Here is a 23,239-nt window from a genome sequence, read left to right on the forward strand (position 1 = left end):
CCCGGGTCGGGGTGCGTTCCCGGACGTCTGCAATGAACCAGAACGCGCTGCGCTACGGCATCGGCCTGCTGTTCCTGCTGATCCTGCTCGGCCACGCCGCTCGCGTGTACCAGATTCCGGTGCTGGGCAACCTTGATCACATCGCCTACGACACCAAGCTGTCGCTGACGATGCCGGGCGGCATCGATGACCGGGTGGTCATTCTAGACATCGACGAGAAATCGCTGACCGAAGTCGGGCGCTGGCCATGGGGGCGGGAACGGCTGGCGGTGCTGATGGACTTGCTGTTCGACCGCTACGGCGTCAGCCTGCTCGGCGTCGACGTTGTTTTTGCCGAGCCGGACACCAGTTCGGGGCTGCCGGCGCTGGAAGGCCTGGCGCAAGGCGCGCTCGCCGACAACGCCGATTTCCGTGCATCGCTCGACACGCTGAGGCCGCAGCTCGACTACGACCAGCGGTTCGCGGCCTCTCTCAAGAACCGGCCTGTCCTGCTGGGCTACTACTTCGGCAACCGCGAAGACGGCCTGAACAGCGGTGCGCTGCCGGAGCCGGTCTTGCCGGCCGGCACCTTTCGTGGCCGAAACATCGCGTTTGCGACCTTCAACAGCTTCGGTGCCAATCTTCCGCGCTTCCAGCAGGAGGCGCTCGGTGCCGGCCATTTCAATCCGCTGCCCGATTTCGACGGTCTGAACCGGCGCGTGCCCATGCTGGTCGAGCACCAGGGCGCCTACTACGAATCGCTGTCGCTCGCCATTGTCCGCACGCTGCTCGGCAGTCCGAAGCTGGCACCGGGATACGCCGAAAGCGGCTTTTTCTCTTCGGCCAGCCGGGACTACGCCGGACTCGAATGGCTGGAAATGACGACCGGCAAGGGCACCTTGCGTGTGCCGGTCGACGAGAACGTTGCCGCGCTGATCCCCTATCGCGGCCCGCAAGGCAGTTTCGCGTACCACTCTCTGGCGGACGTACTCGCCGGCCGCACGCCGGTCGATGCATTGAAGGGGCGGATTGCCTTGCTGGGCACCACCGCACCCGGGCTGCTTGATCTGCGTGCCACGCCGGTCGGCAGTACCTATCCTGGTGTGGAAATTCACGCCAACCTGATCGCCGGCATGCTGGACGGCAGCATCAAGCATCGTCCGCAGTACGTCACCGGGTTCGACGTGGTTGTGCTGCTCGTGATCGGCGGCCTGCTGATCTGGTCGCTGCCGCGCCTGTCGCCTCAGTACGCGACGCTGCTTGCCGGTGGTGCGCTGCTCGCGCTGGTCGGCATGAATTTCGCCTTCTGGCAGTTTGCCGACTTCGTTCTGCCGCTGGCGGCATCGGTGCTGCTCGTCGTCGGGCTGTATGCGCTTAATATGTCGTACGGCTATTTCTTCGAGTCACGGTCGAAGCGTCAGTTCACCCGCATGTTCGGGCAGTACGTGCCGCCCGAACTGGTCGAGGAAATGAGCCGCAACCCCGAGCACTACAGCATGGAGGGGCGCAATGTCGAGCTGACCGTGCTTTTTTCGGACATCCGTGGCTTTACCAGCATTTCGGAAGGCCTCGAACCGAAACAATTGACGCAGCTCATGAACGATTACCTGGGCGCAATGACGGCGGTGATTCAGGATCAGCGTGGGACGCTCGACAAGTACATCGGCGACGCCATCATGGCGTTCTGGGGTGCGCCGGTGGATGACCCCGAACATGCCCGGCACGCTGTGGCGGCTGCGCTGCGCATGCACGCGGCGCTGGCTGATCTGAATCGTTCGCTGATGGCGCGCGGCTGGCCGGAACTGAAGATAGGTGTGGGTTTGAACACCGGCCCGATGACGGTCGGCGACATGGGGTCACCGGTACGCAAAGCCTATACTGTGATGGGCGATGCGGTGAATCTGGCGTCCCGTCTGGAGGGGCTGACCAAGCAGTACGGCGTTGGCGTACTGGTTGGCGAGGCGACGCGACGTGCGGTCAAGGATGTCGTCTTTCGCGAAATCGACCGGGTCCGGGTGAAGGGCAAGGACGAGCCGGTCTCGATTTTCGAACCGCTCGCCTTCGAAAGCGAGTTCGATCGCAGTCGGGTCGAGGAACTGAAGTTGTGGAATCTCGCATTGCGACAGTTCCGCGGTCAGGAGTGGGATCAGGCTGAACTGACGTTGTTCAACCTGCAGCGCATCGCGCCCGATTGCGGGCTGTACAGGCTGTACGCCGAACAGATCGCCGACTACCGCCGCCACCCGCCCGGCAAGGACTGGGACGGCGTGCGGACCTTTGAAACGAAGTAGTGTTTTCTGGATCAGGAACTGATGAGGATACGGGTGCTCGGTTGCAGTGGCGGTATCGGTGGTGCGAATCTGCGCACCACCTCGCTGCTCGTGGACAACGACATCCTGATCGACGCCGGTACCGGCGTGGGTGACCTTTCAATCGCCGAGCTTTCGCGCATTGATCATGTGTTCGTCACGCACAGCCATCTCGATCACATCGCCTGTCTGCCGCTGATGGTCGACACCGTAGGTGAGTTGCGCGACACACCGCTGACCGTATGGACAACCGGCCCGACGCTGGAAGTCCTGCGTCGCCACATCTTCAACTGGTCGATCTGGCCCGATTTCACTGAAATTCCGTCCGCCGAGAAGCCGTTCATGCGCTTTCGCGAACTGCGCGTCGGCGACGAGATCGAACTGGCGGGCCGCGCCATCCGCGTGCTGCCCGCGCAACACACGGTTCCGGCCGTCGGCTACGCCGTGCGTTCGGCCGGTGGCACGCTGGCGTTTTCCGGCGATACCACGGTATGCGACGAATTCTGGTCGGCGGTCAACGCACTGCCCGACCTGCGCTATCTCATCATCGAAACCGCCTTTCCGGACCGTGACCGCCAGCTGGCGGTGATGTCGCGCCATCTGTGCCCCGACATGCTGGCAAGCGAGCTCCAGAAACTCGAACATCCTGCCGAAATCTACATCACGCATCTGAAACCGAGCCAGATGATCATGACCATGCGAGAGATCGCCGAAACATTGGGCGCACTCCAACCCCGCATGTTGCGCAACAATCATGTTTTCGACTTCTGACCGGCTTTCAGCACATCTGCGCGGCGTCCCCGACCAGGGTGCGCCGGCCTGCGGAAACGAGGTGATCGAATGAGTGCAGTGATGCCGCCGGCGAGTGATCTGGGCGCCATGAGCGATGTATCGAGCCGGCTGGCCTTCTTCAAGAATCTTCAGGGCGTCACGACGAAGATTCACGCCACCACGAACATCGACGAAATCATGCTTGAGCTGTCGCAGGAGATTTCTGCGCTGTTCAACGCCGATCGTCTGACCATCTACGTGCTGGGCGACGACAAGTCCACCATCGTGTCCAAGGTCAAGACCGGCCTCAATTCGTTCAAGGACCTCCGGTTGCCGCTGACCGAACAGTCCGTCGCCGGTTTCGTCGGCATGAGCCGTCACCTGCTGAATCTGCGCGATGTGTACGACGAAGAGGAACTGAAGTCGCATTCGCCCAGCCTGCGTTTCCTCGATGGTGTCGACAAGAAGACCGGCTACCGTACCAAGCAGATGCTGGTCGCGCCCATTCTCGATCCGGAGAAGAAGGATCTGCTCGGGGTTGTCCAGCTGATCAACAACAAGTCCGGCCAGCCTTTCTCGGCGCTTGCGGAAGAGGGCTTGCTGAGCATGGCGCACACGCTGGCCGTCGCTTTCCAGCAGCGCAACCGCAGCACCCACGTCGTGAAGTCGAAGTACGACTACCTGGTGGTCGACGGCGTCATGTCGCCGCAGGAATTCGATCTGGCGTCGCGTGCGGCAAGACGCAAGGGCGTCGACGTCGAGGACGTGCTGGCGCGCGACTTCCAGGTCAAGCAACAGGCGATCGGCGCCTCGCTGTCCAAGTTCTTCGGCGTCGCTTACGAGCATTTCCGGCCGGAACGCATCAAGCCCTTCGACCTGATCAAGAACCTCAAGCGCGAGTATCTCGAGGAACAGCAGTGGGTGCCGGTGGAAGAAGGCAAGGACGGCATCGTCGTGATGGCGCTCGACCCGGAGAAGGTCAAGGGCGCGCGCGTCGTCAACAACATCTTCCCGAAGTCCAAGCTGCTGTTCCGCGTCACCACGACGAAGGAATTCGTGCAGACGCTCGACCAGTTCTACGGCTCGACGATGGACGAAACCAGCGTCGGCGATCTGCTGTCGGACATGCTGGGCGAGGATGAATCCGCGCAGGACGCCGGCAATGACGACGTCAGCGCAGCCGCCGACAATGAACTGGTGCGGCTGGTGAACAAGATCATCATCGATGCCTACCAGCAGGGCGCATCCGACATCCACATCGAACCGCGTCCGGGCAAGGACAAGACGCAGGTGCGCTTCCGCAAGGACGGCACGCTGCACCCGTACATCGAAGTGCCCGCCAGCTATCGGAGCGCGCTGGTCACCCGTCTCAAGATCATGTGCGACCTCGACATTTCCGAGCGTCGCAAGCCGCAGGACGGCAAGATCAAGTTCCGCAAGTTCGGTCCGCTCGACATCGAACTGCGGGTCGCGACCATCCCTTCGGCCGGCGGCGTCGAAGATGTCGTGATGCGTATCCTGGCAGCCGGCGAGCCGATTCCGATGGACAAGCTGGGCGTGCTGCCGGTCAACCTCGGCCGGCTGAAGGAGGCGGTCAGCAAACCCTACGGCCTGTTTTTCGTCTGCGGCCCGACCGGCTCCGGCAAGACCACCACGCTGCATTCCATCCTCGGCTACATCAACACGCCTGAAACCAAGATCTGGACCGCCGAGGATCCGGTCGAAATCACGCAGAAAGGCTTGCGTCAGGTACAGATCAACAAAAAGGCGGGGCTGGATTTTCCGGCCATCATGCGCGCCTTTCTGCGGGCCGACCCGGACGTGATCATGGTCGGTGAAATGCGCGACAAGGAAACGGTGGCGATCGGCATCGAAGCTTCGCTCACCGGCCACCTGGTCTTCTCGACGCTGCACACCAACAGCGCGCCGGAATCCATCGTGCGCCTGCTCGACATGGGCATGGACCCGTTCAACTTCGCCGACGCATTGCTCGGCGTGCTGGCCCAGCGTCTCGCCAAGCGGCTCTGTCCGGTGTGCAAGGAAGCCTGGCATCCGAGCGACGACGAAATGAAGCATTTCCTGCAGGAGTACTGCGAGGAGATGCGCAACACGCCCGATTTCGTGGTCGATGCCGAAGGTGCGAAGACGCGCATTTTCAATGAGTGGAAAAAGGCCTACGCCGACGACAAGGGCCGCTTCACGCTCTATCGTGCAAAGGGTTGCCCGGAGTGCGGTGAAACCGGCTACCGCGGGCGGCTCGGCCTGCACGAACTGATGATCGGCACCGACGCGATCAAGAAGAACATCCAGGAGCGTGAGCGCGTGGCCACCATGCTGGCGACTGCGCTGCAGGAAGGCATGCGCACATTGAAGATGGACGGCATGGAAAAGGTGCTGTCGGGCGCGACGGACATGAAGCAGGTTCGCGCGGTCTGCATCAAGTAGGCCGCGGGCGCTGACCGGAACGCACGCCATGGATACGCTCGACGATCTGCTGCGGCGCCTGGAACAGCTCAACGAGATCGGCAGCGCGCTGTCGAACGAGCGCAACATCGATGCGCTGCTCGAAAAGATCCTGCTGGCGGCCAAAACCATCACCCATGCCGACGGCGGTACGCTGTACCGCATCGACGAAGCGGGCGAGCACCTGCGCTTCGAAATCCTGCGCACCGACTCGCTGGGGATCGCGATGGGCGGCAGCACCGGCAAGCCGATCGCCTTTCCGCCGCTGCCGCTGCACCTCGACGACGGCTCGCCCAACCTGTCCATGGTGGCGGCCTACAGCGCGCTGAAAGGGCAGACGGTCAACATTGCCGATGCCTACCGCGCCGAAGGTTTCGACTTTTCCGGCACGCGCGCCTTCGACGCACGCACGGGCTACCGCTCGACCAGCTTCCTGACCGTGCCGATGATGAACCACGAGGGCGCGGTGATCGGCGTGCTGCAGCTGATCAACGCCGTGCATCCGGTCACCGGCGCCGTCGGCATCTTTTCCGGCTCGGATCGCCAGCTGGCCGAATCCCTCGCCTCGCAGGCCGCCATCGCGCTGACCAACCGCCAGCTGGTGAGCCAGCTCGAAGCGCTGTTCGAATCCTTCATCACGCTGATCAACAACGCGATCGACGAAAAGTCGCCGTACACCGGTGGACACTGCCAGCGCGTGCCGACGCTCACGATGATGCTGGCCGAAGCCGTGAATGACACGCAGGAGGGCCCGCTCGCCGGCTTCACGATGACCGAAGCCGACCGCTATGAGCTGAAGATCGCCGGTCTGCTGCACGACTGCGGCAAGGTCACGACGCCGGTGCACGTGGTCGACAAGGCCACCAAGCTGCAGACCATTTTCGACCGCATCGAACTGATCGACACCCGCTTCGAGCTGATCCGGCGCGACATCGAACTGGCCACCCTCAACAGCCGCTTCGCTGCCGGCCTCAATGCCTCACCCGCCGTGCTGGCCCAGATCGAGCGCCACGGTGCCGACCGGCTGCGCGACATCGACGAAGACCGCGCCTTCCTGCATCACGCCAACATCGGTTCCGAACGCATGAGCGACGCCGACGTCGAGCGGGTCCATGCGATCGCCCACCGCTGGCGCTGGACCGATTCACAGGGCACGGAACGGTCCTGCCTGAGCGAGGAAGAGGTCGACAACCTGACCATACGCGCCGGCACGCTGACCGGCGCCGAGCGGGAAATCATCAATTACCACATCGTATCGACGATACGCATGCTCGAAGCGCTGCCCTGGCCGCGCCACCTGACCAATGTGCCGGAGTACGCCGGCGGTCACCATGAGCGCATGGACGGCAAAGGCTATCCGCGCGGGTTGGCGCGCGACCAGATGAGCGTGCAGGCGCGCGTGATGGGCATCGCCGACATCTTCGAGGCGCTGACCGCGAAGGATAGGCCGTACAAGCGCCCGATGCGGCTGTCGGAAGCCCTGCACATCCTCGGCAAGTTCCGTCTGAACGGCCACATCGACCCCGACCTGTTCGACGTGTTCGTGCGCCGCAAGGTCTATCTCAAGTACGCCGAAACCTTCCTCGACCCGGAACAGATCGACGACGTCGACCTGTCTGCCATCCCCGGCTTCCAGCCCTGAACTGACAATTTCCGTCACATGCTGCCTGTGCGCGTCAGCACGCAGGCATCTGTTTCGGACTGTGTCAGCACAAGCGGAAATAAAAAATACTGTAAATCAATCGTTTGTAAAAAATCGCTAAAGCTGGCACCCGCCTTGCTCGATATCACCCTGAGCGCACAGGCGCCCGTCCCGTTCAAACTCAGGAGAGTGATATGAAGAATGTTCAACAAGGCTTTACGCTGATCGAACTGATGATCGTGGTGGCCATCATCGGTATTCTGGCCGCGATCGCGATTCCGCAGTATCAGGACTACACCGTTCGTGCGAAGGTTGCAGCAGCGCTGACGTCCATCAATTCGGTGAAGACGGCCGTAGGTGTATGCGCTCAGGAAGCCGGTGGCGTTCTCACAACGTGCGATGGCGGTACGAACAATATTCCGACAACGGTAGCAACCAAGGAAATTGCGAGCGCCACGACGACCGACGGTGTCATCGCCGTGACGTTTGCGACGGGTATCGGCACAGGTGTGGATGGCCTCACTTTCACCATCACGCCGTCGCTCGCCACAGGTTCGGCGAACATCACCTGGACGAGCGCCAATACGCTGACCAACACGGCAGCTCAGCAGGCCATCATCAAGGCCTACCCGGCAGCTGCCGCCGGCTCGCCATAATTGATCGTGTAGCGAAAGAAAGGGGCTCTGCGAGCCCCTTTTTTTGTTCACACGTCAAGTCACCTTTTCGGACACGAATGTGACAGCAGTCAGCTCTCCCCGCATTCTCTGCGCGAACGTTCGCCTCATCGTGCAGGTACTTGTGTGCCTGTTCGCCGGCTTTCATGTGTTCGTATTGACCAAGCCGGAGTATCCGCAGTCGTGGTACGACCATCAGCGCCTGATGCAACTTGCCTGCATCACCCTGTCGGTCGCCATCCTTCCTTTCCTGACATCATCTGTCGCACGCCAGTTGTTCCGTGCGCTGGTCTGCATCAGTGTCGTGCTGCTTGCAGTGCTGCTCGCACACGGCGTACATGGTCGTCCAGTGATCATCGAATCGCTGACGCTTGCATTGCTGATCATTACCGCAGTCTGGTGGTCAGGGCTGATCCGAACCCTTGAACTCGGCGATGCGCTGCTGCTCGCCGCGCAGCTATCGATCGCCTGGTATGCCGCGATATCGATCTTGTGGCTGGTGCTGTCGGTGAGCAATGGCCTGCTCCCGGATCCATTCGCGTTCTTCGACGGTTTCGTGAATCCGCGTCTGTTCGGTGCATGGGTGACCTTGTCGTGGCCGCTGCTGTTACTGCGCCCAAGGCTGCTCAAGAATGTTCCACCGACTTTGGCCAAGTTTCTGATCTTCCTTCTGTTTTCGCTTGCCGCAGTGTGGTGGTCGCTCGCCTTCTTCTCCGGTACGCGAGCGACCTGGCTTGCCGCAGCAGTGATGCTCGCGTTGACTGCACTTTGCAGTCCGGTATCGCGACGTATCGCGCTCCATGGCGTTCTAGTGATTGCGGCGGGATATCTGCTTCAACAATTGCTGTTTGTAAAGATGCCGCTCTGGATGACGGGTGTAGAGGTGTCAGACGCGCTGGATCGTCTGCGTGAAGGCGCGAGTCTTTCGAATCGCGATGTGCTGTGGCGGGCGGCCTGGCAGGGCATCGTCGAGCGCCCCTGGCTGGGCGCCGGGCCAATGATGTTCTCGGCGACGAACAATGGCGTTGCAAGTACGACGCACAACATCGTGTTGCAACTGGCCTATGAGTGGGGGGTGCCATTCACACTGCTCGTGATTGCTGCAACCGTCTGCACCCTTTGGAAGCAGTTTCAGCGATGTCGGATCGATGCGTCCCCTGCCAGTGTACAAACCCGGCTTGTTCTGTGGATGTGCATCGTCGGCGGATTGATCGAAGCACAGCTGGACGGACTGTTGTGTGCGCCGCACAGCCAGTTGCTGTTCGTCGTGCTGGTGGCCTGGCTGGTGTCGCTCGATGAGTCACCGCCCGTCAGACTCACCGCCATTCAGGAAAACCAGTGGAAAGTGCTTCGTTTCGCACCGCTGGTCATGATGCTCATCCTGTGGTGGGCCATCTGGCCCGAGTTATCCAATCTGGAACCGTGGGAGACGGAAACCCTCGACCTCACTGGCGTTGGGCACTTTCAGCCCCGGTTCTGGTTGCAGGGCGTGATATTCCCGCCGCCCTAGCGGGGGTCAGGGCTCTATCAGATCGCTGCCCAGGCAAGCCCGCAACACCGTCTGCGTTTCCCCGTCCCGCACCCGGTTGCTGAACCACCACACCGCGCCTTTCTTCACGGTCCAGTCCGCTTCCTGACCGGACAGCAGCAGGGCGGCGAGCTGGCCGAGCGTGGGTTGATGGCCGACGATGAGCGCCGCGCCGCCGCCGGTCGGCCACTCGGAGGCGGCGATCAGGTCGGCGACCGAGTTGTCGGTCGACAACAGGCGGGACGTTTCGAAGTCGACGCCGAGCGCCTGCACGGTCTGCTGGCAGCGGGTGGCCGGGCTGGCCAGAATGCGGGTCTGTTTCGGCAGCCGGGGCTTGAGCCATGCAGCCATCTGTGCGGCTTGGCGCTCGCCGCGGCCGGACAGGCGGCGCGTCGCGTCGGGCAGGGTGTCGACGGCCTCCGCGTGGCGCCACAGTATCAATTCCATGTCTGTCTCCTCCATCGTTTTCAGGGCGCGCGGCAGTGTGGGCGCCGGGCGTGACAGTGGAATGAATGCGCGGCGATGTCAGCGTGGCAAAGGCATGCGCGACAGGCGTTTAAGCAGTTTCGGGGCATCGCTGACAATCTTGCGGTAGCGCGGCAGGTGATGACGTGCGATCAACGCGACGGCCGCCACGAGGTCAGGGTCGTCGCCGGCGGCGGCGAGCAGGCGCGGGCCGGCCTGGCTCAGGTCGTTCAGGAAGCCGAGATCTTCCTGCGCCTGCATCAGTGCGCCGATCGCCCGTTTGGTCTTGCGCGGGCCGAGCAGCGGCGCGAAGAATTCGATGGCGTAGCGCAGCCGCTTGATGTCGATGCGCAGCGCATGCAGCGCCCCGATATCGCCATCGGCCGCGTGCCGGCAGCCATCGACCATGCGCGCATGGGCGCGGGCCATGCGCTTGTGCGCCAGCGTGCGCAGATTGCCTTCGTCATCCGGCGGCAGATCGTGCAGCGCACGCAGCAGCGCCATCATCAATCGGGCCTGCCGGCCGTCCTGCAGCGCCTTCTGCACGCGGTCGCGCACCTGCTGCCGGGTGGCATGCAGCGCCGAATCGAGCGCGTGCAGATTTTCTGCAGCGTCATGCGCAAGCACCGGTGCGAGCAGTTCGGACTGCAGCACGTCGCGATCGCGCAACTCGCCCAGATCACCGGCGAGCGCGCGCAGCGGCAAGGCGAGATCGGCCGCCATGCCTTCAGGCAGTGCCGGCGTGAACAGGCGCAGCGCACTGCGCAGCCGGCGCAGTGCCACCCGCATCTGGTGGACGAATTCCGGCGCGTCGGACTGCAGCGCACCGACTTCGTTGGCTTGGTAGTGCTGGATGCAGTCCAGCGCGACCGCGCGGAAGGCGTCCCGCGCGCCGCCATGCGGATCGACCGGCGAACGCGTGGCACGCACCGGTTGACACGGCTTGTCTTCGATCAGTGCGTATCCGCGCTGCGCCTTGCTGCGAGATTCGGCACGCAGAGGCAGGCTGCGCACCAGGGTGTCGGCAAGGTCGAGCAGCGTTTCGATCGGTGCGCCAGCCAGTTCAAGTTCCAGCTCCGAAATGCTGTCGCGCCGCCCGGCTGCTTCGATCATGCCGCGGTCGGCCATCAACAGCAGTTCGCCGTCACCCGCAGAGAATCGCCACTCGCGCCGCTCGAAATTCGTCTCGAACACCTGCGTCAGCAAGCCGCGGTCACGCAGCCCTTCAAGCAGGCGGCGCAGCGCAGCGTCATCGACCTGCGAAAAATCGAACAGGCCAGTAAAGGGTTGTTCCCACTCCGGCCGGGAAGACAGGCCGGCGCTGGCAGCACTGGCGCATTTCACCGTCTGCAGCCATCGCCTGCCGACGCGGCGCAACCGCAGCGCCGCGCGCTGCTCGCGCAGCCGGAAATCCGGTGTGTCGAAATAGAGGTTGCGCAAGGTGTGCGTCTGCGGCGCGGTGACCGCCTGACGAAGCAGGGGGTGTCGCGAGAAGGCACGCCATCCGTGTTCGGCGAGCGCCAGCTTGAGTTCCGTTTCCCGGCCCATGACTGTCCTGTCGCATCGGGCGTCACTGCCCGTAAGGCGCCGATGGTAGAACGAAACGGCCCCGCTTCGTCACCTTGCGGCGGCGCGGCCCGATTCAGTCCGCCTGCCAGTGCCCCGATTTGCCGCCGGCCTTCTCGAGCAGGCGGATGTCACCGATCTGCATACCGCGGTCCACCGCCTTGCACATGTCGTAGATGGTCAGCAGGGTCACGCTGACCGCGGTGAGCGCTTCCATCTCGACGCCGGTCTGGCCGGTGGTGCGCGCGGTGACTTCGCAATGCACCGTGCTGCCGGCTGCATCGAGCGTGAAATCCACGCTGACCTTGGTCAGTGCGATCGGATGGCACAGCGGAATCAGGTCGGACGTGCGCTTCGACGCCTGGATGCCGGCGATGCGCGCCACGCCCAGTACGTCGCCCTTTTTCGCGGTGCCATCGCGCACCCGTTCGAATGTGGCCGGCAGCATGGTGATCGACCCGGCGGCACGCGCCACACGCGCGGTGTGCGCCTTGTCGCCGACATCGACCATGTGGGCCTGGCCTTCGGCGTCGAAATGGGTCAACTGCGGGGTCAACTGCGGGGGCACCTGGGCGGGATCGTCGGCTCTCATCGTGTGCGCCCTCAGCGCGCCATCGCCGACGGATGCGGCGGCTGGATGTTCAATTCGAGCCAGTAGCGGGCCAGTAGGGTCAGCGTTTCGGAAAAGCTCACGAAGTCGAGCGACTTGCGGACGAAACTGTTGGCGCCAAGCTGGGCCGCGGTGCGGATGTCTCGCTGCTGCGAGGAGGCGGACACGACGACCACCGGCAACACATGCGTTTGCGGGTCGGCGCGCACCAGACGCAGCACTTCCATACCGTTGATGCGCGGCAGCGTCAGGTCGAGCATGATCAGCGCGGGTTGGTAACGGGTATCGCGTCCGGCGTAGTTGCCGCGACCGAACAGGTAGTCGAGCGCTTCCTCGCCCGACGGTACGACCTTGATCTGGTCGGCCGGCACGATGGTGCGCAGTGCCGTGGTGATGAGTTTCACATCCTCGGGCACGTCTTCAATCAGCAGCAGGGCGTGCGAACCAACCGGAATCGATGACATCGCGTGCGTAGGCGTGAATGGGTGAGGATGGCTGTCTGGCGACGCCTGCGTCACAGGGCAGGCGACGCCCTGCAGGTGCCTGACCCGCTGCCGGTTGTGCAGCGAGCCGTCCGGGCTGCGGAGCGACGGTACAGGCCGGGGTACCGGAACCGAACGATCGTTCACTTCGCTTCGTTATCATAGCATCGCCATGAGTCACTTCTTCACCCGCCGCAGCCTGCGCACCGCTGTCGTCGCTGTCCTTCTGCTGCCCTTGTCCGTACCCGCGCAACCGTTGCCCGATCTGGGCGATTCGGCCCAGGCTGACCTTTCGCCCGCGCTGGAGAACCGCATCGGACTTGCGTTGTGGCGCGACATGCGGGTGCGCGAGCGCGCGTACATCGATGACCCGGAAATCAACGGTTACCTCAATCACCTCGCCGACCGGCTCACCGAGAAGCTGCCCGGATCGACCCAGGACTTCGAACTGTTCGCGCTGCGCGATCCGAGCCTGAACGCCTTCGCCTGGCCGGGCGGCTTCATCGGCGTGCACAGCGGACTGATCGTCACCGCGCAGAGCGAATCCGAACTGGCGTCCGTCATCGCGCACGAAATCTCGCACGTGACGCAGCGTCACATCGCGCGCCAGTTCTCCAATCGCGGCCAGTCGACCATCATTGCGCTGGCGTCGCTCGTCATCGCCGTGCTGGCGGCGCGCGGCAATTCGCAGGTTGCACAGGGCGCCATGATCGCGGGCCAGGCGGCGACCGTCGCGTCGCAACTTGCCTTCACGCGCGATTTCGAGCGCGAAGCCGACCGCATCGGACTGCAGATGCTCGACAGCGCGGGGTTCGACACGCGCGCCATGGCGGCCTTCTTCGAGCGCATGCAGCGTTCGGCGCGCTTCTACGAGAGCAATTCGCCGGCCTACCTGCGCACCCACCCGCTGACGGTCGAACGCATCACCGACGCCAGCGCCCGCATCGAGGAAACGGCCTACAGGCAGGTGCCGGACAGCCTCGATTTTCTGCTGGTGCGCGCCAAGCTGCGCGCCTACGAAGGCGATGCAAGGGAGGCGCTGGCCGAATTCGACAACCGCTTGCGCGACGTGCAGGGCAGCATCCGGCTCGCCACGCGCTTCGGTCTGGCGCATGCCGCATTGCGCCAGCGCGATTTCGCCCGCGCACAGCAAGAGGTGGATGGGTTGCGTGCCGAGCGCTTCGAATCACCGATGCTCGACAATCTTGCCGGCCTGATCCTGCTCGAATCGGGTGATGCCAAGGGCGCCATCGAGCGCTTTCGCGACGGCTTGAAGCGTTCGCGTTCGCGCGCGCTCACCTATGGCCTGATCGAGGCGCTGCTTGCCGACCGGCGAGCCGCCGAGGCGCTCGCATTGATCAATGACGAGGTATCGGCCTATACGCAGGACCCGCGCCTGTATCGATATCAGGCACGCAGCCACGCATTGCTCGACCAGCGACTGGCGCAGCATCGCGCTCAGGCCGAAGCCTACGCGCTCAACGGCCAGTATCAGGCGGCGATCGAACAGCTTGAAATCGCTCAACGCGCCGCTGATGGCGACTTCTACCAACAGTCGGTGGTCGACGCGCGGTTGCGCGAACTGCGCGAAAAACTGGCCGAACTCAAGCGCGACGGGCTGTGAACACCGGCCCGGGTCGAGAGGTGTAAACTCGCGCTCCCTTTCATCGCGACCCGAGCGACCGGAGCAGACATGGAATTCGACAAGGAACTCGATGCGCGCGGCCTGAACTGTCCGCTGCCCATCCTGCGCACGAAGAAGGCGCTGTCCGAAATGAGCAGCGGCCAGGTATTGCGCGTGGTCGCGACCGACCCCGGTGCAGTGCGCGACTTCGAAGCCTTTGCACGCCAGACCGGCAACACGCTGCTCGAAAGCAGCGACGCAAACAAGGAATTCGCCTTCCTGCTGCGCCGCAAGTAAGGCACGCGGCATCGCAAGGCCGACGAACGGATCGCCAGCGAAGCCGGCTGGCCATGCAGGACCGACGGTGCAACGGCTCCTGCGAAAACCGCGACGGCCTTACAACTGGCGCCGTTTTTCGTGGGAGCGGACCCCGTCCGCGATGGGCGTGTTGATCAAGCAGTGCCGCCATTTCGGAGATGGGCATCGCCTGCGGGGCAGGCTCCTACGAAAATCTCGACGGCTTCATGACCGGTGACGTTTTTCGTAGGAGCGGACCCTGTCCGCGATGCGAATGAAAATCGCGTGACATCGCAGGCCCGCAGATCGGATCGCCTGCGGGCACGCGCCTACTGCTGCGAGGCGGCCAGGGCCACGGCATGCACCGTGCGCCCTGACGCCGCCTCTCAGGCCAGCCGGCCGAGCTGTTCCTTCAGCTTGCCCAGCAGATCGCCGAAGTCGGTCATGCGCTTGCGCTCCTGTTCGACCACATTGGCCGGCGCGCGGCCGACGAAGCTCTCGTTGCCCAGCTTGGCTTCGCACTTGGTGATCTCGCCGCTGACGCGCGCGATTTCCTTGCCGATGCGCTCGCGCTCGGCGGCCACGTCGATCTCGATCTTCAGCAGCAGGCGGAAATCGCCGACCACCTGTACCGGCGCCGGCGAGGCCGGCAGTTCATCGCCGACCGCCTGCACTTCGCTCAGCCTGGCCAGGGCCGCGAGATAAGGCGCGTAGCCGGTGATCGCGTCGACGTTGCCGGCCGCAAGAAGCGGGACTTTCTGCGCCGGTGACACCCCCATTTCGCCGCGCAGACTGCGGCAGGCGTCGACCATCGACTTCAGTTCCGTCACCCAGGCGTCGGCCGTCGCGTCGATCCGGCTCGGCACGGCCTGCGGATAGCGCACGATCTGAATCGAATCAGCGTCCTTGCGTGCCGCCAGCGGCGCGACCGTCTGCCACAGCTCTTCGGTGATGAACGGAATCAGCGGGTGGGCAAGGCGCAGCACGGTTTCGAGCACGCGCAGCAGGGTGCGGCGCGTGGCGCGCTGCTGCGCAGGCGTGCCGTTCTGGATCTGCACCTTGGCCAGTTCGAGATACCAGTCGCAGTACTCGTCCCACACGAAGCGGTAGATGGCCTGCGCCACCAGGTCGAAGCGGTAGTCGCCGAATTGCTTCTCGACTTCGGCTTCGACGCGCTGCAGCTCGCTGACGATCCACAGGTCGGGCGCCTGGAAGTGCAGCGGGCCTTCAGGTCCGCAGGCTTCGTTGCACGGTGCCAGGCCGCAGTCCTGCCCTTCGCAGTTCATCAGCACGAAGCGGGTGGCGTTCCACAGCTTGTTGCAGAAGTTGCGGTAGCCCTCGCAGCGCTGCATGTCGAACTTGATGTCGCGCCCCGGGCTGGCCAGCGAGGCGAAGGTGAAGCGCAGCGCGTCGGTGCCGAAGGCGGGAATGCCGTCAGGAAATTCCTTGCGCGTGCGCTTTTCGATCTGTTCCGCCTGCTTCGGATTCATCAGGCCGGTGGTGCGCTTCTTCACCAGGTCGTCGAGCGCGATGCCGTCGATCAGGTCGATCGGATCCAGCACATTGCCCTTGGACTTCGACATCTTCTGGCCTTCGGCGTCGCGGATCAGGCCGTGTACATAGACGTCGCGGAACGGAATCCTGCCGGTGATGTGCGTGGTCATCATGACCATGCGCGCCACCCAGAAGAAGATGATGTCGAAGCCGGTGACCAGCACCGACGAGGGCAGGTAGAGGTCGAGCGCCGGATTGCTCTTGTCCGGGTTGCCCGGCTCCCAGTCCGGTGTCCAGTCCAGCGTCGAGAACGGCCACAGCGCCGACGAGTACCAGGTGTCGAGCACGTCCTCGTCGCGCTTCAGCAGCGGCAGGTTTTCCTTGATCGCGTAGTTGCGGCCGACCTCGGGCAATGTGTCGCCGGACATTTCGCGCGCCATCGCGGTGGCGACGGCGAGGCGCTTCAGGTCCGGATTCGACTGCGCGAGATGTTCGAAATACTTCTGGTAGGCCTCGGCTTCCGAGTGCGCGACGAACACGTTTCCGCCGTCGTCGTACCAGGCCGGGATCTGGTGGCCCCACCACAGCTGACGCGAAATGCACCAGTCCTGGATGTTGTTCAGCCACTGGTTGTAGGTGTTCACCCAGTTTTCCGGGTGGAAGCGGATTTCGCCGCTGGCCACCACGTCGAGCGCCTTCTGCGTGATGCTCTTGCCGTCGGCGCCCGGCTTGCTCATCGCGACGAACCACTGGTCGGTCAGCATGGGCTCGATCACCGCGTTGGTGCGGTCACCGCGCGGCACCTTCAGCGTGTGCTTGTCGGTCTTGTCCAGCAGACCGACCGCTTCGAGATCGGCCACGATGGCCTTGCGCGCTGCGAAGCGGTCCATGCCCTGATACTTCGCGGGCGCGTGCTCGTTGATCTTCGCATCCAGCGTGAGGATGGAAATCATCGGCAGACCATGGCGCTGGCCGACCGCGTAGTCGTTGAAGTCGTGCGCCGGTGTCACCTTGACCACGCCGGTACCGAATTCGCGGTCGACGTAGTCGTCGGCGATGACCGGGATTTCCCGGTCGGTCAGCGGCAGCTTCACGGCCTTGCCGATCAGCGCGGCGTAGCGCTCGTCTTCCGGATGCACCATGACGGCAACGTCGCCCAGCATGGTTTCGGGGCGGGTCGTGGCGACGGTCAGATGGCCCGAACCATCGGCCAGCGGATAGCGGATGTGCCACAGCGAACCGGCTTCCTCTTCCTGCACCACTTCGAGGTCGGATACCGCCGTGCCCAGCACCGGGTCCCAGTTCACGAGGCGCTTGCCGCGGTAGATCAACCCTTCTGCATGCAGGCGCACGAAGGTTTCGGTGACGATCTTCGACAGACCTTCGTCCATCGTGAAGCGTTCGCGCGTCCAGTCGGGCGAGGTGCCCAGCCGGCGCATCTGGCGCGTGATGGTCGAGCCGGAATATTCCTTCCACTCCCACACCTTCTTCACGAATGCTTCGCGGCCGAGGTCGTGGCGCGAAATGCCCTGGGCGTCGAGCTGGCGCTCGACCACGATCTGGGTCGCGATGCCCGCGTGGTCGGTGCCCGGCTGCCACAGCGTGTTGTCGCCGCACATGCGATGGTAGCGCGTCAGCGCGTCCATCAGCGTCTGGTTGAAGCCGTGGCCCATGTGCAGCGTGCCGGTGACGTTGGGCGGCGGCAGCAGGATGCAGAAGTTGGGCTTGTTCGGGGTGTCTGTGTCCAGACCGGCAGCGAAGTAGCCGCGCGATTCCCACTCGGGGTACCAGCGGCGCTCGATGTCGGCCGGTTCGAAGCTCTTGGCCAGCGTCATGACGGGTTCGCGTAAAAGCAAACCGTCGATTATAAAGGCTGGTCCGGTGCTTCCGACGGGTCGCGGGAGAGCGCGGCGGTGACCACTGCCACGCTGCGCGCCTCGATTTCACCGGCGATGGTGTCGCGCAGGTCGAGCACCGCCTGATCGCGGATGCGCGCCGTGGCGTTGTCGACGGCAGCGCCCATCGAGGCTTCGAGCGCGGCGCGCAGTTCAAGCCCGACCAGCGCCGGCAAGGTGGTGCGGCTCCAGTCGTCGATCAGACTCTGGATCAGCGGCGCCAGATCGCCGAACTGCTGCGTCAGGGCATGCGACGTGTTCTGCTGCAGCGCGTCCCGGAGTTCCGCCCGGACCGCATGGCGGGCCTCGTCCAGCAGATCTAGCCGTGTCTGCGCGGCGACTTCCTGCGTGACGCGCTCGGTGACCTTGCGCGTGACCTGCTCGGTGACCTGCTGCGTCACGTCTGCCGTCACCGCAGCCGTGACCTCGGCAGAGACCCGTGCCGTCACCTCGGCGGTCACCCTCTCCGTCACTGCAGCGGTCACGTCGGCAGTCACGTCTGCGGTCACGCGCTCCGTCACCTCTGTCGTGACCTGTGCGGTGATTTCCGCCGTACGGTCTTCCGGTTCCGGGACAGCGATCAGCGCGTCGAGATCGATGGCTTCGGTCAGCAGCGGAATGCCGTCGTCGACCGGGGCTGGCGCGGCATGACCGGCCACGAAGCTGCGGCTGCGCCGCATCAGGCTGTCCGCCCGGCCAAGCAGGTCGTCACTCATGCGGTCTCCGCCGTGGCATGTCGGGTGTGCAGGTCACAGCCGTGCTGCCGGTAGACCACGAAGCGCGCGCGAGCGGCTTCGCGGTCTTCGGCGTCGCGACCGACGATTTCGACGATGTGCTCGCGCTGATCGAAGCCCTCCGGCACCTGGGACGACAGGTTCAGCAGCACCGCGTCGGCCGGCGCCAGCGCAGGATCGCGGCCGATGCGCACGGGGCTGGTGTCAGACAGTGGATGGCCGTCGCGCACATGCGGCACGAAGGCGAGGTGCTCGAAGGTCCACAACATCTGGTCGACGCGCGCCGCGAGCAGGTCATCGGCGCAATGGATCCACACCCGGCGCCCGGCAGCGTGCCAGCCGGCGACCAGTTCGCACGCGTGGCGCAGCTTGTCGGGCGCGTCGTGGTGGAAGTCGACCCGGGGCATGGGCTCAGAGCTTGCCGGCGCGTTCGAGCAGGAAATTCACCAGCAGCGGCACCGGCCGGCCGGTTGCGCCCTTGTCCTTGCCGCTCTTCCAGGCGGTGCCGGCGATGTCCAGATGCGCCCACTTGTACTTCTTCGTGAAGCGGGACAGGAAGCAGGCGGCGGTGATGGAGCCGGCCGGGCGACCGCCGATATTGCCCATGTCGGCGAAGTTGCTCTTCAACTGCTCCTGGTAGTCGTCCCAGATCGGCAGCCGCCAGGCGCGGTCGAGCGCGCTCTGGCCGGCGGCCAGCAACTCGTCGGCCAGCGCGTCGTCGTTCGCCATCAGGCCGCTGGTGACGTGCCCGAGCGCGATGATGCAGGCGCCGGTCAGCGTGGCGATGTCGACCACGCAGGCCGGCTCGAAGCGTTCGGCGTAGGTCAGCGCATCGCACAGGATGAGCCGACCTTCGGCGTCGGTGTTCAGGATTTCGATGGTCTGGCCCGACATCGACTTGACCACGTCGCCCGGACGGGTTGCCGCGCCGCCCGGCATGTTTTCGACCGTCGGAATCAGGCCGACCACATTGATCGGCAGTTTCATCGCCGCGACGGCCTGCAGCGTGCCGAGCACGCTGGCGGCGCCGCACATGTCGTACTTCATTTCGTCCATGCCTTCGCCGGGCTTCAGCGAAATGCCGCCGGAGTCGAAGGTGACGCCCTTGCCGACCAGCACCACCGGCGCATCGGCCTTCTTGCCGGCGCGATACTCCATGGCGATGAACTTCGGCGGCTGGCGGGTGCCCGCTGACACCGACAGCAATGAACCCATGCCCAGTTTCTGCATGTCGGCGCGTTCCAGCACGGTCACCGCGATGCCGCTCTTGCGGCCCAGTTCAAGCGCCTGCTCGGCCAGATAGGTCGGCGTGCACACATTGGGCGGCAGGTTGCCCAGGGTTTTCGTGAAGGCGAGGGCGTGGCCGATGGCCGCACCCTGCACCAGCGCTTCTTCCGCCGCACTGGCGCTGCACTTCTTCGGCAGCGTGAAGGCCATCTTTGCCAGCGCACGCGACTCGTCCTTTTTATGGCGCGCGTGCGTGTCGTAGCGGTACAACACGTCGAGCACGGTGCTCGCAGCCTGACGCAGCGCACGCGCGCCGCCGGACTTGCGCGGCGCCTCGTCGGCCAGCGCGCACACCGCGTCGGAAGCACCCGTGTCGCGCAGCGCGCGCACGGCTGCCGCCACGGCGTCTCGGTACTCGCGGGCGCCGAATTCCTTCTCCTTGCCCAGACCGACCAGCAGCACGCGCTCGGCGGCAACGCCCGGCAGCTTGTGCAGCAGCAGCGTGCTGCCCGCCTTGCCTTCCATGTCGCCGCTGCCGGTGATTTCGCCGATGCGGCCCTTGCTCGCCGCGTCCAGCGCAGCGGCCACGGCAGTGAGCTTGCGGGATTCGTAGATGCCGACGATCAGCGCACCGGTGCGCAGTTTCTCGGGGCTGCCGCTCTTTATGCTAAATTCCACCCGCTTCTCCTCAAGTCAATTCGCGCCGCTTCAAACCGCCTGATTATCGGCGTGAAGCCGCACACGAGTCAAAAAAGAACGCTGCGATGCGCCCCGGCGCAGAGCCGTTTCGCACGGAGCCCCAGGCTTGATCTTCCAGCGCGCCGCCCTGCGCGAATTCGCCAGCACAGCCTTGACGGTCTTCGTGGCCCTGTTTGCCATCGTGCTGTCCACGCAGCTTGTCCGCCTGCTCGGACAGGCGGCCGGCGGAAAGGTGGCATCCGAAGCGGTGATGGCGCTGCTCGGCTTCGGCGCGCTGCGCTACATGTCGGTCATCCTGTCGCTCACGCTGTTCATCGCCGTCCTGCTGTCGATGTCGCGCAGCTGGCGCGACTCGGAAATGGTCGTGTGGTTTTCGACCGGCGTGTCGCTGACCGCCTGGATACGCCCGGTGCTGGTGTTTGCCGTGCCGCTGACCGTTCTCGTGGCGGTGCTGTCGCTCTATCTTGCGCCCTGGGCGCTGAACAAGAGCGCCGAATTCCGCACCCGCATGAGCAATCGCGATGACGTGGCCCAGATGTCACCCGGCAGTTTCCGCGAGTCGTCCCAGGCAGACCGCGTGTTCTTCGTCGAGAGCGGCGAGGGCAAGGAGGGTGCGGTGAAGAACATCTTCGTCAGCACGACCGACAAGGGCAAGCTGGGGGTGATGGTGGCCGGCGACGGCTACACGCAGACGGTGGAAAACGGCGACCGATTTGTCGTGATGCTCGAAGGGCGCCGCTATGAGGGCGTGCCGGGCAGCCCTGAGTATCGCGTGATGGAATTCGAGCGCTACGCAGTGCGCATCGAAACGCGCGAGGCGCAGGGCGTGGAGTCGCGGCCCTATCTGCGTACGGTCGAGGAACTGCTGGCCGATCCGACGCCGCCGAACAACGGCGAACTGGCGTTCCGCATCGGACTGCCGATCGCTGCGCTCAATCTGGCGCTGCTGGCGATCCCGCTTTCCTTCGTCAATCCGCGCGCCGGCCGCGCCACCAATCTGCTGACCGCGCTGCTGATCTACCTGATGTATTCAAACCTGCTGAGCATCACGCAGGCGTGGGTCGCGCAGGGCAAGCTGTCGTTGTCCAGCGCACTGTGGTCGCTGCACGGCGGCATGTTCCTGCTGCTCGCACTCCTGTTTGCCTGGCGCACGTATTCACACGTGCCGCGGGCCTGGCTGAATCGCTGATCATGCTGATACACGAACGCTACCTGCGTCGCGAGGTCGTGCTGGCCACCCTGCTGGTGCTGGCATCCTTTCTCGGCCTGTTCGGCTTTTTCGACCTGATCAACGAACTGGACAACCTCGGGCGCGGCAATTACGGGCTGGAGCATGCGGTGATGTACACCGTGCTGACCATGCCCGGTCGCGTGTATGAAACGCTGCCGATTGCCGTGCTGATCGGCGGGCTGTATTCGCTGACCACGCTGTCGCGCCACTCCGAAATCACCGTGCTGCGGGCATCCGGCGTGTCCACGCCGCAACTGCTGCGTCTGCTGGCACGCATCGGGCTGCCCTTTGTGGTGTTGACCTTCGTGACCGGCGAGTTCGTTGCACCGCCCGCCGAGAAGGCGGCGCAGGAACTGAAGCTCGCCGCCCGCTCGCAGTTGCTGACCAGCGAATTCCGCAGCGGCTTCTGGATCAAGGACGAGAACGACTTCGTGAATGTGGGCAGCGTGACGCCCGATGGCAAATTGCAGCAGCTTCGCATTTTCGAGTTCAACGACAGCCGTGTGCTGCTGTCGGTGCTCGAAGCCGCCGGAGCCGCCTATCTGCCGCCCGAGGGCTGGACGCTGACCGACGTCACCCGCACCGAATTCACCGACAAGGGTGCGCGCGTGAGCCGATCGGACAGCCTGGTGTGGGAATCGGGTCTGAGCCCCGATGTGATGAGTGTGATGCTGGTCGTGCCCGAACGCATGTCCGCCTGGAAGCTCTGGCACTACATCCAGCACCTGGTCGACAACCGGCAGGAAACCGGTCGCTACGAAATTGCGCTGTGGAAGAAATTCACCTATCCGCTCGCCTGCATCGTGATGCTGGCGCTTGCGTTGCCGTTTGCCTACATGCACAACCGCAACGCCGCGGTCAGCATCAAGGTGTTTACCGGCGTGATGATCGGCGTGTTCTTCCACATGCTGAACGGGCTGTTTTCCAACCTGGGCGCCATCAATTCGTGGCCGCCCTATGCTGCGGCGCTGACGCCTGGACTGCTCTTCATGTTCGCTGCGGCCGCCATGCTGTGGTGGGAAGACCGGCGATGAGCGTCCCCTCCACCTGACGTTCCAGACAGGTTACTTGACGCGGATCACCCGCGTGCCGGCCAGCCGGTCGTGCAGAAACTGGCGCTCGCGATCGAACAGTGCCCAGATCAGTCCGGCGCCGCAGAACAGCACCGAAGGCCAGCTCAGCAGATAGCGCAGCGTGGCGCGGCGCCAGTGCGGCGGGTTGTCCTGCGTCGCATCGACCACCCGGATCCCCCAGGTCTGCATGGCCAGCGTCTGCCCGCCGGTGTGCCAGTAATGCACGAAATACAGGCCGAGCAGCGAGCCGGCGTGCAGCCAGGCAAACCAGCCCTGTGGTGCGACCTCGAAGAACAGGCCTATCACCAGATACGGCAGCATGAAGCCAGCGGCCAGCACGCCCAGCAGCAACAGGGATTCGTACAGCAGCGAGGCGAGCCGGCGGCGCAGGCCGGCGGCCGGAAAACGGATGAGGTCGGACATCGGGCAGTCAGGCAGCGTGGAATGGCGACCCAAGGCTTGCTGAAATGCGAAGC

19 protein-coding genes are annotated in these 23,239 nt (G+C 64.3%); 10 read left to right on the forward strand and 9 right to left on the reverse strand.

The window, feature by feature from the left end:
* Nucleotides 1-32 precede the first annotated feature (32 nt).
* The 6 genes from ACTIFF_RS00980 (at nucleotide 33) to ACTIFF_RS01005 (ending at nucleotide 9,348) form a co-directional block, all read left to right on the forward strand.
* On the forward strand, nucleotides 33-2,270 hold the full coding sequence (locus tag ACTIFF_RS00980) for a CHASE2 domain-containing protein (protein WP_439535137.1): 2,238 nt from the start codon (nucleotides 33-35) through the stop codon (nucleotides 2,268-2,270).
* Between the two features lie 21 nt (nucleotides 2,271-2,291).
* Nucleotides 2,292-3,059 (forward strand): MBL fold metallo-hydrolase, encoded by a 768-nt coding sequence (locus ACTIFF_RS00985; RefSeq protein ID WP_439535138.1) that lies wholly within the window; start codon nucleotides 2,292-2,294, stop codon nucleotides 3,057-3,059.
* A gap of 69 nt (nucleotides 3,060-3,128) precedes the next feature.
* On the forward strand, nucleotides 3,129-5,504 hold the full coding sequence (locus ACTIFF_RS00990; protein WP_439535139.1) for an ATPase, T2SS/T4P/T4SS family: 2,376 nt from the start codon (nucleotides 3,129-3,131) through the stop codon (nucleotides 5,502-5,504).
* A gap of 28 nt (nucleotides 5,505-5,532) precedes the next feature.
* Nucleotides 5,533-7,164 (forward strand): HD domain-containing phosphohydrolase, encoded by a 1,632-nt coding sequence (locus ACTIFF_RS00995; RefSeq protein ID WP_439535140.1) that lies wholly within the window; start codon nucleotides 5,533-5,535, stop codon nucleotides 7,162-7,164.
* A 194-nt stretch (nucleotides 7,165-7,358) separates the two neighbouring features.
* Nucleotides 7,359-7,820, forward strand: a complete 462-nt coding sequence (locus ACTIFF_RS01000; protein ID WP_439535141.1) for a pilin — start codon at nucleotides 7,359-7,361, stop codon at nucleotides 7,818-7,820.
* Between the two features lie 79 nt (nucleotides 7,821-7,899).
* Nucleotides 7,900-9,348, forward strand: coding sequence for an O-antigen ligase family protein (locus tag ACTIFF_RS01005; protein ID WP_439535142.1), 1,449 nt, complete (start codon nucleotides 7,900-7,902; stop codon nucleotides 9,346-9,348).
* Between the two features lie 6 nt (nucleotides 9,349-9,354).
* On the opposite strand, the gene ACTIFF_RS01010 is transcribed toward ACTIFF_RS01005, so the two are convergent.
* The 4 genes from ACTIFF_RS01010 to ACTIFF_RS01025 all read right to left on the reverse strand — a co-directional run bounded on the left by ACTIFF_RS01010 (nucleotide 9,355) and on the right by ACTIFF_RS01025 (nucleotide 12,471).
* Entirely contained in the window at nucleotides 9,355-9,813 is a 459-nt protein-coding gene (locus tag ACTIFF_RS01010; protein ID WP_439535143.1) for a SixA phosphatase family protein, read from the reverse strand.
* Between the two features lie 78 nt (nucleotides 9,814-9,891).
* Nucleotides 9,892-11,379 (reverse strand): CYTH and CHAD domain-containing protein, encoded by a 1,488-nt coding sequence (locus ACTIFF_RS01015; RefSeq protein ID WP_439535144.1) that lies wholly within the window; start codon nucleotides 11,377-11,379, stop codon nucleotides 9,892-9,894.
* 94 nt (nucleotides 11,380-11,473) lie between these two features.
* The gene (gene moaC, locus ACTIFF_RS01020; protein WP_439535145.1) at nucleotides 11,474-11,989 is read right to left on the reverse strand and encodes a cyclic pyranopterin monophosphate synthase MoaC; all 516 of its coding nucleotides are present in this window, start codon (nucleotides 11,987-11,989) and stop codon (nucleotides 11,474-11,476) included.
* A gap of 11 nt (nucleotides 11,990-12,000) precedes the next feature.
* Complete coding sequence (locus tag ACTIFF_RS01025; protein ID WP_069039464.1) at nucleotides 12,001-12,471, reverse strand: response regulator; 471 nt, start codon at nucleotides 12,469-12,471, stop codon at nucleotides 12,001-12,003.
* Between the two features lie 190 nt (nucleotides 12,472-12,661).
* Between ACTIFF_RS01025 and ACTIFF_RS01030 the strand changes: the two genes are divergently transcribed.
* Together ACTIFF_RS01030 and ACTIFF_RS01035 are read left to right on the forward strand one after the other, a co-directional pair.
* The gene (locus ACTIFF_RS01030) at nucleotides 12,662-14,113 is read left to right on the forward strand and encodes a M48 family metalloprotease (RefSeq protein WP_439535146.1); all 1,452 of its coding nucleotides are present in this window, start codon (nucleotides 12,662-12,664) and stop codon (nucleotides 14,111-14,113) included.
* A gap of 69 nt (nucleotides 14,114-14,182) precedes the next feature.
* Nucleotides 14,183-14,410, forward strand: coding sequence for a sulfurtransferase TusA family protein (locus ACTIFF_RS01035; protein WP_069039466.1), 228 nt, complete (start codon nucleotides 14,183-14,185; stop codon nucleotides 14,408-14,410).
* Nucleotides 14,411-14,796: 386 nt separating this feature from the next.
* Here the strand turns inward: ACTIFF_RS01035 and ACTIFF_RS01040 are convergent, their stop codons facing one another.
* Genes ACTIFF_RS01040 through ACTIFF_RS01055 form a run of 4 tightly spaced genes read right to left on the reverse strand, consistent with a single transcriptional unit; the run spans nucleotide 14,797 to nucleotide 20,438 of the window.
* Nucleotides 14,797-17,739, reverse strand: a complete 2,943-nt coding sequence (locus ACTIFF_RS01040; RefSeq protein ID WP_439535147.1) for a valine--tRNA ligase — start codon at nucleotides 17,737-17,739, stop codon at nucleotides 14,797-14,799.
* 29 nt (nucleotides 17,740-17,768) lie between these two features.
* Nucleotides 17,769-18,515, reverse strand: coding sequence for a hypothetical protein (locus ACTIFF_RS01045; protein ID WP_439535148.1), 747 nt, complete (start codon nucleotides 18,513-18,515; stop codon nucleotides 17,769-17,771).
* Nucleotides 18,512-18,940 (reverse strand): DNA polymerase III subunit chi, encoded by a 429-nt coding sequence (locus tag ACTIFF_RS01050; RefSeq protein WP_439535149.1) that lies wholly within the window; start codon nucleotides 18,938-18,940, stop codon nucleotides 18,512-18,514. The genes ACTIFF_RS01045 and ACTIFF_RS01050 overlap by 4 nt, the downstream gene beginning before the upstream one ends.
* Nucleotides 18,941-18,944: 4 nt before the next feature.
* Nucleotides 18,945-20,438, reverse strand: a complete 1,494-nt coding sequence (locus ACTIFF_RS01055) for a leucyl aminopeptidase (protein WP_439535150.1) — start codon at nucleotides 20,436-20,438, stop codon at nucleotides 18,945-18,947.
* Nucleotides 20,439-20,565: 127 nt separating this feature from the next.
* Here ACTIFF_RS01055 and lptF point away from each other — a divergent pair, with 127 nt between their 5' ends.
* Nucleotides 20,566-21,648, forward strand: a complete 1,083-nt coding sequence (lptF, locus tag ACTIFF_RS01060) for an LPS export ABC transporter permease LptF (protein WP_439535151.1) — start codon at nucleotides 20,566-20,568, stop codon at nucleotides 21,646-21,648.
* 2 nt (nucleotides 21,649-21,650) lie between these two features.
* On the forward strand, nucleotides 21,651-22,724 hold the full coding sequence (gene lptG, locus ACTIFF_RS01065; RefSeq protein ID WP_305632554.1) for an LPS export ABC transporter permease LptG: 1,074 nt from the start codon (nucleotides 21,651-21,653) through the stop codon (nucleotides 22,722-22,724).
* Between the two features lie 30 nt (nucleotides 22,725-22,754).
* On the opposite strand, the gene ACTIFF_RS01070 is transcribed toward lptG, so the two are convergent.
* On the reverse strand, nucleotides 22,755-23,186 hold the full coding sequence (locus ACTIFF_RS01070; RefSeq protein WP_439535152.1) for an RDD family protein: 432 nt from the start codon (nucleotides 23,184-23,186) through the stop codon (nucleotides 22,755-22,757).
* Nucleotides 23,187-23,239 lie beyond the last annotated feature (53 nt).

This window comes from Methyloversatilis sp. (genome assembly GCF_051861465.1).
Classification (GTDB): domain Bacteria; phylum Pseudomonadota; class Gammaproteobacteria; order Burkholderiales; family Rhodocyclaceae; genus Methyloversatilis.